Origin of the sequence: Mycobacterium sp. (assembly GCF_035314905.1) — a bacterium.
GTDB lineage: Bacteria > Actinomycetota > Actinomycetes > Mycobacteriales > Mycobacteriaceae > Mycobacterium.
This window is the reverse complement of record NZ_DATFYW010000084.1, coordinates 1-11,979: the sequence shown is the minus strand read 5'-3', so window position 1 is coordinate 11,979 and position 11,979 is coordinate 1. Positions and strand designations below refer to the sequence as shown.

12 protein-coding genes are annotated in these 11,979 nt (G+C 68.4%); 4 read left to right on the top strand and 8 right to left on the bottom strand.

Going from position 1 to position 11,979, the window contains the following annotated elements; translation table 11 throughout:
* Positions 1–536: TetR/AcrR family transcriptional regulator (locus VKG81_RS06370; protein ID WP_324394993.1), on the bottom strand; the 536-nt coding region annotated here is incomplete at its 3' end.
* A gap of 91 nt (positions 537–627) precedes the next feature.
* Here VKG81_RS06370 and VKG81_RS06365 point away from each other — a divergent pair.
* Positions 628–1,296 (top strand): class I SAM-dependent methyltransferase, encoded by a 669-nt coding sequence (locus tag VKG81_RS06365; protein ID WP_324394992.1) that lies wholly within the window; start codon positions 628–630, stop codon positions 1,294–1,296.
* Positions 1,297–1,300: 4 nt separating this feature from the next.
* Here the strand turns inward: VKG81_RS06365 and VKG81_RS06360 are convergent, their stop codons facing one another.
* The 5 genes from VKG81_RS06360 to VKG81_RS06340 all read right to left on the bottom strand — a co-directional run bounded on the left by VKG81_RS06360 (position 1,301) and on the right by VKG81_RS06340 (position 5,904).
* Positions 1,301–1,570, bottom strand: a complete 270-nt coding sequence (locus VKG81_RS06360; RefSeq protein WP_324394991.1) for a hypothetical protein — start codon at positions 1,568–1,570, stop codon at positions 1,301–1,303.
* Between the two features lie 151 nt (positions 1,571–1,721).
* Complete coding sequence (locus tag VKG81_RS06355) at positions 1,722–2,630, bottom strand: class I SAM-dependent methyltransferase (protein ID WP_324394990.1); 909 nt, start codon at positions 2,628–2,630, stop codon at positions 1,722–1,724.
* A gap of 210 nt (positions 2,631–2,840) precedes the next feature.
* Positions 2,841–3,911 (bottom strand): prenyltransferase, encoded by a 1,071-nt coding sequence (locus VKG81_RS06350; protein WP_324394989.1) that lies wholly within the window; start codon positions 3,909–3,911, stop codon positions 2,841–2,843.
* Entirely contained in the window at positions 3,908–4,654 is a 747-nt protein-coding gene (locus VKG81_RS06345) for a class I SAM-dependent methyltransferase (protein ID WP_324394988.1), read from the bottom strand. Before VKG81_RS06345 ends, VKG81_RS06350 begins: the two co-directional genes overlap by 4 nt.
* Positions 4,648–5,904, bottom strand: a complete 1,257-nt coding sequence (locus tag VKG81_RS06340; RefSeq protein WP_324394987.1) for a glycosyltransferase family 4 protein — start codon at positions 5,902–5,904, stop codon at positions 4,648–4,650. Before VKG81_RS06340 ends, VKG81_RS06345 begins: the two co-directional genes overlap by 7 nt.
* Positions 5,905–6,112: 208 nt before the next feature.
* Between VKG81_RS06340 and VKG81_RS06335 the strand changes: the two genes are divergently transcribed.
* The 3 genes from VKG81_RS06335 to VKG81_RS06325 are packed head-to-tail and all read left to right on the top strand — an operon-like array spanning position 6,113 to position 8,524.
* On the top strand, positions 6,113–7,006 hold the full coding sequence (locus VKG81_RS06335; protein WP_324394986.1) for an SDR family oxidoreductase: 894 nt from the start codon (positions 6,113–6,115) through the stop codon (positions 7,004–7,006).
* Positions 7,003–7,770 carry an enoyl-CoA hydratase/isomerase family protein gene (locus tag VKG81_RS06330; RefSeq protein ID WP_324394985.1) on the top strand — a complete coding sequence of 256 codons (768 nt, stop codon included), beginning with the start codon at positions 7,003–7,005 and terminating at the stop codon, positions 7,768–7,770. Before VKG81_RS06335 ends, VKG81_RS06330 begins: the two co-directional genes overlap by 4 nt.
* A 16-nt stretch (positions 7,771–7,786) precedes the next feature.
* Positions 7,787–8,524, top strand: a complete 738-nt coding sequence (locus tag VKG81_RS06325) for an HAD-IB family hydrolase (RefSeq protein ID WP_324394984.1) — start codon at positions 7,787–7,789, stop codon at positions 8,522–8,524.
* On the opposite strand, the gene VKG81_RS06320 is transcribed toward VKG81_RS06325, so the two are convergent.
* Both VKG81_RS06320 and VKG81_RS06315 read right to left on the bottom strand, forming a co-directional pair.
* Complete coding sequence (locus tag VKG81_RS06320) at positions 8,487–10,748, bottom strand: alpha/beta hydrolase-fold protein (protein WP_324394983.1); 2,262 nt, start codon at positions 10,746–10,748, stop codon at positions 8,487–8,489. The genes VKG81_RS06325 and VKG81_RS06320 overlap by 38 nt on opposite strands.
* A 90-nt stretch (positions 10,749–10,838) precedes the next feature.
* Complete coding sequence (locus VKG81_RS06315; protein ID WP_324394982.1) at positions 10,839–11,702, bottom strand: glycoside hydrolase family 16 protein; 864 nt, start codon at positions 11,700–11,702, stop codon at positions 10,839–10,841.
* Positions 11,703–11,979: the final 277 nt, after the last annotated feature.

The window sequence follows — 11,979 nt, the reverse complement described above, 5'->3', positions numbered from 1 at the left end:
GCCACCTCGGCGTACGAGGCGTACCCCATGCCGGCATGGACCAGGGCACCCGTGTAGAGCAGTTCGAGGGCGGGCACGAGGTCAAGATCCCCGCCGGGGCCCAAAGCGCCGGAAAGGCGATCCCGGATCTCGCCACCGATGCGTTCGCGCAAGTGCTGCACATCCGGGTCCCTGCCCAGCAGCGCTGCGGTGACCGCGCCGGCGAACTCGGGTTCGTCGGCCACCAGCAGGGCGATGTGACGTAACACCGCGACGGCGCGGTCGGCGGGCGCGGCGCCGGCGTGGTTCGCCGGTACCGGGCTGGAGGCCAGCCGCCGCCAGAAAACCTCGGCGACGAGGTGCTCCTTGGAGGAGAAGTAGGTGTAGGCGGTGGCGGCACCCACGCCCGCCTCGGCGGCCACCAGCCGGATCGTCAGTCCACCGAATCCTTCCCGGCTCAGGACCGTCATCGCCGCGGTGCTCAACCGGTGGATGGTCTCCGCCTGCTTGCGGGTGAGGCGGCGGCGGGTCGACTCCAGGGACACCGAGTCGGACACGTGTCCGGACACTACTACACCCCTGGGTGGTGGGCAATCAGCTACACCCCTGGGTGGTGGGCAATCAGCCGCCACGCGATAGGTTCGCGGGATGAGCCGAGCCGAGGTCACGGGCAAGACCGATCGATTGTTCGCCCTCGCGGAGGGGGTGACCGGCTTCATGCCCGCCGACGAGGGCCGCGCGTTGTACGAGGCCGCGCTGCGGTACCTCGACGGGGGGGTCGGCGTCGAAATCGGCACGTACTGCGGCAAATCGACGGTCCTGCTGGGGGCAGCGGCGCAGAACACCGACAGCGTCGTCTACACCGTCGACCATCACCACGGCTCCGAGGAGCACCAGCCGGGCTGGGAGTATCACGACTCCTCGCTGGTCGACGAGCAGACGGGCATGTTCGACACGCTGCCGGTGTTTCGGCGCACCCTCGACGCCGCCGGGCTGGACGAGCACGTCGTGGCCGTGGTCGGCAAGTCCGCGATCGCCGCCAAGGGCTGGCGGACCCCGTTACAGCTGCTGTTCATCGACGGCGGCCACAGCGAGGCCGCCGCCCAACAGGACTTCGACGGCTGGGCGCCATGGGTCGGCGTCGGTGGCGCGCTGGTGATCCACGACGTGTTCCCCGATCCGCGCGACGGTGGCCAGGCGCCGTATCACATCTACCGCCGGGCAATCGATTCCGGCCAGTTCCGCGAGGTCGGGGTGACCGGATCGCTGCGCGTGACGGAGCGGGTCCGCGGCGTGCCGGGCGATCCGGTGGTGTGACGGATCAGTGGCCGGCGTGGCTCGGCGACGCGATCCCCGGGTTGGACTCGGTCAACTGCATCTCGCCCGGTGCACCGCCGGTGTTGGGCGCGATGTCAGGCACACACGAGAGCGAGTAGGCGTCGATCGATTCGCCGGACGTGCAGTCAGCGCCGTCGTCGGCGAGTGCCCGACCGGGCGAAGACGCCGGCGCCGCCAACGCGACGACCGGCGCTACGGCAACCGCCAGGGCAAATCCTGCGGCAACGATGCGCCGTGCCGCTGATCGAGACATCGCCATCCTGGTACTTCCTCAAAGCCGAATTGCCGGGGCACCTACGCTCTATCCGCGAACACTCTATCCGCGAACGGCGTGACCTGTCGGATCACGGCGACACGTGGAGGACGGGCCGGGGCAAACAGCAGTGAATCTGCGCACCCGGGAATCACTGTCGGGTGGCCCGGACGTAGACGATCCAATCGAAGGTCGGGAGATCGTCGCCCCCGACCAGTGGAAGGCCGCTCGCCGCGAACAAGTCGTTGACGTCTGCCCCTACCGTATCCCAGCCGAGAGACCTCAGTTGGTCGGCCACGTCCCGGCGCTGGCCGGTAAAGGTCAAGGCGGCCATGTCCAGGTCGAGCCCGTGCTCGCGCCAGCTGTCAGCCACGTGGCGCATCTGCTCCTGCGCCTGCTCGGCCCGGCCCGCGTCCGACAGGTAATCGCAGGCGAATCGGCTGCCGGTGGCGCTGAGCCCAGAGATGGCGTCGACCAACGCATCCTGGGCGTCGGGCGGCAGGAACCCGATAAGCAGTCCCTCGGCGAGCCAGGCGGTGGGCTGGCGCGGGTCGAAGCCGGCCCGCCTCAACGCCGCCCGCCAATCCTGCCGAAGATCGATGCCGACCGTGGAAAGCTCGACGGTCGGTACGGCACCAAGGCCGGACAGTGTCCGGGTCTTGAACTCGATGACCTCGGGTTGGTCGATCTCATACACCGTGGTGCCCGCCGGCCAGGCCAGCCGATAGCCGCGGGCGTCGAGTCCCGACGCCAAGATGACCACCTGCCGGATGCCCGAAGCGGCAGCATCGGTGCAGAACTCATCGAAAAACCTAGTGCGCGAGGCAAACAGGTCAGTCATCCGGTGCAGGAAGTCACCGGCCTGCCCCGGCTCCAGTTCACCTGCCGCCAACCGGGAGAAAACCTCGATCCCCGCCGCGCGGACCAACGGCTCGGCGAAGGGATCGTCGATCAATGGCTGCGGCCTGTTCGTCGCGACAGCCCGGTGCGCGGCGACCATCGTGGCGGTCGCGCCGACACTGGTTGCCAAGTCCCAACTGTCGTCGTCAGTTCGTGCCATCGTCGACCCCCTTCTGTGATTCGATCGCGCGCTGAACGTATCCCCGGAGCGCGCTGATCGGCCGCCTTGGCCTGGATGTTCCGGCCGACGATGATGATCGGCAGAAGCCCCGCTGCAGCAAGCTGCTCGACAGCCCACACCACAATGTAGCCAAGTACCCTGCTTCATCGCATCGGGGCAGGGTGACGCGGATGATTTATGTTGCGCAGTCTACGGCGCCACCGCGCACTCGCAGTCGAACTCACCCTGCAGGCCCACCGGCAGGTCGTGACCCCGGAAAATGCCGGCGCCGGGGGTGGTGTTGGACAGTGTGTCGGCGGCCAGGATCACCGCGGCGCCGGTCCACGTGGTGCGTTCCTCCGGCCAGCGCTTGCCGTCGGCGAATACCAGACCGGTCCAGTAGGAGCCATCCGGGTCGCGCAGGTGCTGCATCGCGGCGAACTGTTGACGGGCAGCGGTCGAGTGGCCGACCGCGTCGAGCGCCATGACCAGTTCGCACGTCTCGGCGCCAGTCACCCACGGCCGGTCGTCGACGCACCGGATGCCGAGTCCGTCGACCACAAAATCATTCCAGCGCCGGGTGATTCGCGCCTGCGCGGCCGGCCCGCGCAGCGCGCCGCCCAGGACGGGGTAATACCAGTCCATCGAATGACGGTCCTTTTCGGAGAACGCCTCCGGGTGGGCGGCGATCGCATGCCCGAGACGCCCGAGCGCGACCTCCCACTCGGGCTGCGGCTCGCCGACGTACTCGGCCAATGCCAGCGCGCATCGAATACTGTGAAAGATGCTGGCGCACCCGGTCAGAAGGGCCTCGGGCACGGGCCCGGATTCACTTCGCGCCCAGTAGATTTCACCGCCATCTGCCTGCAGGCCGAGCACGAAGTCGATCGCCGCGCTCACCACCGGCCACATCGTGGCGGCGAACGTTCGGTCGCCGGTGATCAACACGTGATGCCAGACACCCGCGGCGATGTACGCGCAGAAGTTGCTGTCGCTGTTGGCGTCCTCGACAGCGCCGCTGCGCAACTGGATCGGCCAGGACCCGTCCGCGCGCTGCATGTGCCTGCACCAGTCGAACGCGGCGCGGGCCGGACCCAGCAGCCCCGCGGCGGTGAGGGCCATCGCGCACTCGACATGGTCCCACGGGTCAGTGTGGCCACCCTCGAACCACGGAATCGCACCCGAGGACTCCTGTGTGGCCGCGATCGACAGCGCCGTCTGCCGGCACTGCGCCGGCGTCAGCACACCGGGTACGCACGGCGGATCATATGTCCGCCTCATATCGCAGCGGCCCTGCGCGCCGGGGCCGATGCCGCCGGCTTGACGAAATACATCGCCACGCTCTTGCCCACCACCGGGTTGAGCACCGACTCGGCGACGCGAGTGATCCTGGGCCGATTCATCAGGTCCCACACGAGCAATTTGTGGTACGCCCTGACGGCGGGGTGGTCGGCCCGGGACACGCCGACCGCGCACTTCAGCCACCAGAACGGCGCATGCAGCGCGTGCGCGTGATGGCTACGCGTCAACCGCATTCCGCCGCCGACGATCTTGTCACGCAAGTCGCTGGCCCGGTAGATCCGGACGTGGCCGCCCTCGTTGGCGTGATACTCATCGGACAACCACCAGCACAGCCGCTCAGGCAACCAGCGGGGCACGCTGACAGCCAGTGTGCCGCCGACTTTCAGCACCCTGATCAATTCGCTGATCGCCGCACCGTCTTGGGGAACGTGCTCGAGAATCTCCGAGGCGATCACGCAGTCGAACGACTGGTCCGGATGCGGCAGCGACAGCGCGTCACCGAGAACCGCGTGCGCGGAGGCCGAAGCGGGCGCCTCGCCGGCCTGCGCCATCGCCTCGAAAATCGCCTCCACAGAACGCAGTTCGGACTCGTCACGGTCGAACGCGACCACGTCGGCCCCTCGCCGGTACGCTTCGAAGGAATGCCGGCCGGCGCCGCAGCCCACATCGATCACCTTGACGCCCGGGCCGATCCCAAGCCGGTCGAAATCGACGGTCAGCATGTCTCTTTGGTTTTCTGGGCGGCCGCGCGCGCGATCGCCTGCTCGTAGACCCGTACGGTCTGAGCCGCGACGGATTCCCAGCTGAACACCTCGAGCGCCCGGCGACGACCCGCCGCGCCGAGCCGGCGGCGCTTGTCCGGCGAGTCAAGCAGGTGACCGAGCGCGCCGGTGAGTTCGTCGACGTCGGCCGGTGTCACCAGTTCCGCGCAGGAACCGTCGCTGCCGACGACTTCCGGAAGTGCTCCCGTGCGGCTGGCGACGATCGGTGTGCCGCTCGCCATGGCTTCGACGGCAGGCAGCGAAAACCCTTCATACAGCGAGGGGATGCACGCCACTTCCGCCGACGCGAACAGCGCTGCGAGTTCGTCGTCGGACAGGCCGCTCGTGACGTGCACGATATCGGAGATACCGAGCTCGGCGATCAGTTTGTGAGTGGGCCCGTTCGGTTCGACCCTGGCGACCAGCTGCAGTTCCAGATCTCGTTCGACTCGCAGCCTCGAAACCGCATGCAGCAGCGTGCCGATGCCCTTGAGCGGGATGTCAGCGCTGGCGATCGCGATGATCCGGCCGGGTCGCCGCGGTTGGGGCCCGGGCTTGAACAACCTGGTGTCCACTCCCAGCGGCACCACGTGCAACTGTTCCGGCAACACACCGAAGTCAGTGGCGATGTCCGCCGCAGACGACGACGACACGGTCAACAGTTCGGGGATCTGACGCGAAACGCGCTGCTGCATCTTCGCAAACCCATACCAGCGGTGCACCAACGGTTTTCGCCACCATCGCGCCGCGGCGAGGTCCAGCACGCGATCGCGTGTGATGGGGTGGTGCACGGTGGCCACCACCGGCAGGCCGGTTGCCGCGATCTTCAGCAGTCCGGTGCCCAGGCTCTGATTGTCATGAACCACATCGAACTCACCGGCTCGGCGGGCCAAGACGCGCGCGGCGCGCAACGTGAACGTGCGCGGTTCGGGGAAACCGGCCGTCCACATCGTGGTCAGCTCCAGCAGGTCGACGCGGTCGCGTATCTCGCCGGGCCACGGAACCCGGAACGGGTCGGGCTCGCGATACAGGTCGAGGCTGGGCACCTTGGTGAATCGGACGCGCGGATCGAGCGCTTCGGGGTACGGCTGACCGGAGAACACTTCGACGTCGTGACCCAGTTCGACCAGCCCGTGGCTGAGACGGCGGACGTAAACCCCTTGCCCTCCGCAATGGGTCTTGCTGCGATAGGACAACAAGGCAATGCGCATACTCAACCCTTCTCCGCCGGAGGCCGGCGTGCCCTGCCTGACAAAATCGGTGGCCCCGCCTGGAAAAGAATCTGCCATATCGCGTTGAGGGTGGCCCGGTCACCCGGACGTTGCGCCACAGCCGGCGGTCACCGGCCATAGCTGGACATGTGTCCGGACTATAGTTCGACCGGTTGGGCGCCGCAATTCAGATGCTGGAGGTGCACGGGTGACTGACACACCACTTCTCGCCGGCCGCGGCGCCGTCGTCGTCGGCGGGAGCCGCGGCATCGGACGGGCCGTCGCGGGCCTGCTGGCGGCCAACGGCGCCGGCGTGGTGGTCAACGGCAGGGACGCGGATGCGGCAGCCGAGGCCGCAGCGGCGATCTGCGCGGACGGCGGCCGGGCCGTGGCTCACCCGGGCCCGGCCGCCGACGAAGCGGTGGCGCGGTCGCTGGTTGATGCGTGTGCGGCCGAGTACGGGCGCATTGACATCCTGATCAACTGCGCAGGCGCCCCGGAGCCGCCGGGCTCGTCGATCCTGAACATCAGCACCGCGGAGTTCCGTGACCTGATGAGCGCCCACCTCGGCACGGTCTTTGCGACCTGCCGCGCCGCGGCGCCGGTGATGGTGGACCAAGGCGCAGGCGCGATCGTCAACACCAGCTCGGCCGCGTTCCTCGGCGACTACGGCGGTACCGGATACCCGGCCGGCAAGGGTGCGGTCAACAGCCTCACCCTGGCGATCGCGGCCGAACTCCGCGAGCACGGGGTCCGCGCCAACGTCGTCTGCCCGGGAGCCAGGACCAGGCTCAACACCAGTCCCGAGTACGAGGAGCACATCAGGAAACTGCACCGCCGCGGCATCCTCGACGACACCATGATGCGCGTATCCCTGGACGTCCCGCCGCCGGCGTATGTCGCGCCGACGTACGTCTATCTGGCCAGCGAGCTCGCGCGCGATGTGACGGGCCAGATCTTCGCCGCGGCAGGGGGATTCGTCGGCCACTACGAGCGTGCGACGCCGACCCTGCTCGGCTACCGCGACCACCGCGACTCGCCACCCTGGCCAGTCGCCGAGGTACACCGCATGGTGGGTGCGAGGGAAGCGAGGTCAGTGTGATTCTGCAGATTCACGACGGGGACCGGGTCCGCACGCTGACGCTCAACCGTCCCGAAGCGCTCAACGCGTTCAACGAAGCCCTCTACGACGCGACGACGACCGCGCTTCGCGAGGCCGCCGACGATCCCGAGGTGGCCGTGGTCCTGATCACGGGGAACGGGCGCGCGTTCAGCGCCGGAGCCGACCTCTACGAGATGGCGCAGCGGATCACCAACCCCGGCTTCGCGGGTGGCGGCAGCGGCTTCATCGGGATGATCGACACACTGACCACATTTCCCAAACCCCTGATCTGCGCCGTCAACGGCGTCGGGGTCGGCATCGGGGCCACGATCCTCGGTTTCGCAGACCTGGCGTTCATGTCGACGACGGCGCGGTTGCAGTGCCCGTTCACCAGCCTCGGCGTCGCGCCCGAGGCGGCGTCGTCATACCTGCTGCCCCGGCTGGTCGGGACGCAGAACGCGGCATGGCTGTTGATGTCTTCCGAGTGGGTCGGTGCCGCCGAAGCCCGGGAGATGGGGCTGGTCTGGAAGGTCTGCGAGCCCGACGAGTTGCTGCCCGAGGCCCGCAGGCACGCGGCGATCCTCGCGTCCAGGCCGATCCCGAGCCTGATCGCGGTCAAGACGACGATGACCGCGCCGTTGCGCGACGAGATCACCGCCGCGCGGGAAAGAGAGAACGCGTGCTTCGCCGAGCTCATGGGCGCGCAGGCCAACGCCGCCGCGCTGTCCGCGTTCATCGGCGAATCGCGCAGAACGAAGGATTAGGGAAGGATTAGCGTCCGTGCTGCCGCTGTTGGACACGGTCGCGGAGATCGCCGCCGGTGAGGCCGGCCCACATGTCGGCGCGTTCTTCGACCTCGACGGCACGCTGGTCGCGGGGATCACCGCGACCGCTCATGCCGGCGACCGGATCCGGCGCAGGCAAGCCAGCATCGGCGAGGTGCTGGGGGTGATCGAAGCCTCGCTGAGGTACCGACTCGGTCACGTGCCTTTCGAGCGGCTCCTGGTCAGAGCCGCCGGCTATCTGCGGGGCGAATCGCTGGCCGAGCTCGACGACCTCGGCGAGCGGCTGTTCGTCGACCGCGTCGTGTCATGGATCTATCCGCAGATGCGCGAAATCGTGCACGCCCACCAGGGGCGGGCCCACACCGTCGTGCTCAGCTCGTCGGCGCTGACCATCCACGCCGAGCCGGTGGCCCGCTTCCTCGGCGTCGACCGCGTGCTGTGCAACCACTTCGAGGTCGACGATCAAGGCGCGCTCACCGGCGGGATCACCAAGCCAGTCGTGTGGGGCCCGCAAAAAGCCGCCGCGGTGCAACAGTTCTGCACAGCCAACGACGTCGACCTGGGCCGCAGTTACTTCTACGCCGACGGCGACGAAGACGTGGCACTGATGTCTGTGGTCGGCCGGCCCCGGCCGGTGAACCCCCGCCCGGGACTGGCCGCGATGGCCGCGGAGCGCGGTTGGCCGGTGCTGCGGGTCAGCGGGGCTGTTCGCCGCCGGTTCTGGCGAGCGTGATGCGATGCCGTCCAGCGGGCACCGGCACGGTGGGGCCGGCCGGTGCGCCGTCGAGGTCGACGGTCATGTCGGCCGGCAGCGCGGCGAGCGTGATCCGGGCCGGGGTGCCGGTCGCGACGGCGATCGTAGACTTCGGCCACGACGCAAGTCCGGCCCGGGCCACGTCAACGGTGAGGCCGGCCACTCCGTTGAGATTCAGCGTCAGGCTGGGCAGCGCGGGCGGCGGAGAGCCGAGCAGCCACACCTGCTCGGTGTACAGGCCAGGCGTGGGGTCGAAATGCGGCACGAAGCCGCGACGCCGCCGGGTGGTCCGGGTCGGGTCGGGTCGCGCGTAGGACCGCGCGTCGACCTCGGCGATAGCCCCGCGTGTCGCCGTGACCTTCGGATCGGCGGTCAGGTCCGAGAGCCACCACACCTGCTGTGGGCCGATCCCGAGATCGGGCCGGGTCAGTTGCGGATGCCACGCGAAGGTGATGTGCCCGGGGTCGGCCTGGCGCAGCCCGGTGCCCATGTGGGCGACGGGATCGTCGAACTTGTCCTGGAACACGAAGACGATGTGATCCTCGGCCGGGTAGGCGGTGAAGCGGTAGCGATAGCCAAGCCGGTCGAGTTCCAGTACCTGCTCCAGTGCCGACGAGAACGGCACGAGCTCGTCGACCAGGCCGTGCGCGATCACGAAGGGCAGCCAGCGGGCATTCACGAGTAGCCGCCAGGTGTCGCCCTCGCGCGCGCAGTGCGACCCGGGATCCGGGTCGGCGGGCAGGTCGACGTCGGGCAACAGCCGGACACCGCACGTCGGCGGCCCGGCCAGGACGACCGCCTGCGCGAACACCTCCGGGTAGGCAAGTCCGAGTCGGTACGCGCCGTAGCCGCCCATCGAATAGCCGGCAATCACGGTGCGGTTGGGGTCGGCGCCGAGCTGTTCGGCAACCCTGGCCCACACCTCCCAGACGTCGAGTTCACCCTCGTCGAAGTACCAGCACGACGGACCGCGCGCCAGCGGTGTCACGACGATGGAGTCGCGGCTATCGCAGGTCTCGTGCAAAAAACGGGGATCGATTGCGGCGTACTGGTTTTGGCCGAGCGCAAGCGAATGCAGCAGCAGGGTGAGCGGCAGCTTCTGCCCGGGCGCGTAGGTGGTGGGAAGGCATACCGAGTAGGGCTGGACCCGGCCGAGAAACTGTGGCTTCGTGCTGAGAAAATCGGCCTCACCGACACCTTGGCCAAGCTCGACCGACGACACGTACCACCGGGTCGAGGTGCCGGTCACGACCGGTTCGTCGGTGCTGTGGCGGTCAGCGAGCACGTTCCACGGCACAGCGAGCGAAAACTGCGACACGTCGCCGTCGGCGAGCGCGGCCGCCTGTGCCGCATCGGACCAGAAGTTGAGCTTCGGCGTCTCCTGCTGCGTGGTGCGGAAGGCGACGTTGTAGACGTTGGGCTGCCCGGGCAGGGCGCCATGGATGGCCGCGACGTCGGCGAACCCGTCTCCTGCCGGATTCGCCAGCCCTGCCGCCAGCCGAACCGTCCAGGTGCCCGTCGGCTCGACGACCGAGCGCGGGAGTTGCGCGAGGAAAGACCGCGCCCGGAGGTCGACGCTGTGGTCAACCGGCGTCCTCGCCTGCGTGGTCAGGTCGATCAACGTCGCTCCCGCACCGGAAACGAGCAGGGCCAAGTCGATGCCGGCGGAGCGAATGCCCGCTCCCGCCGGCCACCCCACGGTGGCCGCCCGGCCGGGGTCGGTGTCGAACGTGAACAGCGCGATCGGCACCGACGCATCGAGCAGCGTATTCCAGTCGACGCGCCACCACGTGTGGGTGTCGGTCAGCCCGATCGCCGCGCGGAAGATGTCGGCGCCGTTGTTGGCCGCGGGGCCTGCGGGGTAGACGTACGTGCCGCGTGGTGGGGCTCCGCCGGCCGGCACGCTGACGGGTACGCCGGTCGCACCGTGGTCGTCATAGAGGAAGTCGGTCCAGAACAGGGCGCCGCCGGCGAAGCGTCCGGTGCCGCAGGTCCGCGGGAACTCTTCGCCGAACGGCCAGTCCGCCGGAGCGGGCAGCCGCCGCTCCGGCCGCAGCGCTGCCGCGGGGACGCCCTCGGGCATGCCATCGATCACGACAAGGTCGGCAGCCTTCGCCGGCGGGACGGCGACGGCGTTCGCGAGCGCACCGGTGACCTGACGGGCGACGCGCATGGGCAGTAGCGCTAAGTCGAGGAGTGACACACTTTCAACCTACGGGCGGTGATGCGGGGGGCAGGCGAAGGTCAGGTCGTCGATGTCGGTGCGGTGGGTGCGCACATGGTGCGCCACGTCTCACCAGACACGAACCCAGTCGACGAGCATGTCCGCGGGATAGGTCCCCGGTCCGGGGTCGCCGCCACCGGAACCCGCGACCGCAAGATCGACGACCGGAAACATCTGGTAGCCGGGGGCGTTGAACTGCCAGTCCGGGAGGGAGTTCGCCGGAGCATCGAAGTATGGCCGCGCGCCGTCGACGTAGTCCTCCCAGAAGCGGATACCGGCGTCATCCCATTGGCATCGCCACGTGTGCCACCCGCTGTCCACCGCGATCCCGTGGCTCGCGTGTTCTCCGCCGTTCAATTTTGCGTGGACGGTAGTTCCCGCCGCCCAGTTGCCGTTGCCGTACCATTCCATCACGTCGACTTCGCCGCCGTTCACAGGATTGTCATTGGACAAATACCAAGCGGGCCAACAACCGGCAGTGAGGCAATTCAGTTTTATTCGGGCCTCCCAAATGTGGCCGATGCCTCCCCTCCAGTTCCCAAAAAGTTTGCCGCTGTAGTAGGTGCTGCCATCTTTTGCGGCGCGGATGACGAGGTTGGACTTGCCGTCGAGGAAGACGTTTGCGCGATCGTCGCGGTACTGCCCGATGTTCTCGGGTCTCTCCCAGAACGTCGGGTCCTTCATTGGCTCCCGGGCTCGCGCCACCGTCCACTTCGTGGTATCGGGAGCTGATCCGGCCGGGCCATCGAAGTCGTCCTGGAAAAGGTACGTCCCGGCTTGGCCATTGGACGACGGCGCGGCTGGCGGTGGCACCCGACCCGCCGGCGCATCCCGTCGCGACGGGTAAGCCCGGGCCTCGGGGACCGGGATCACGGCTGCCAGCACGCCGATCCCCGTCATCAACAGCGCGCGGCGACGATCCATCTCAGGCACAACTACACATAGAAGCCGGAACATCAGACCCGACGCAAGTGGGGTTTGACATCCGTAGAGGAGGGGTACCTGAATTGCCCCTCGGCGCGGGGACGGCGAAGGCTGACGATCGGGTGCCGATCTAGCTCTCGTCGTTGTTGTTTTTTCGGAGGAGTTCTTCGGGGTGGTGGAAGGTGTTGGTGCGGGGCTGGCCGTCGTGGGGGTACCTCCCGCTTGCGGGGGCGTGGGGTGGGGGGATCCATTCGGTGCGTCCGTCGGCGCGTTTTCGGGTGGTCCA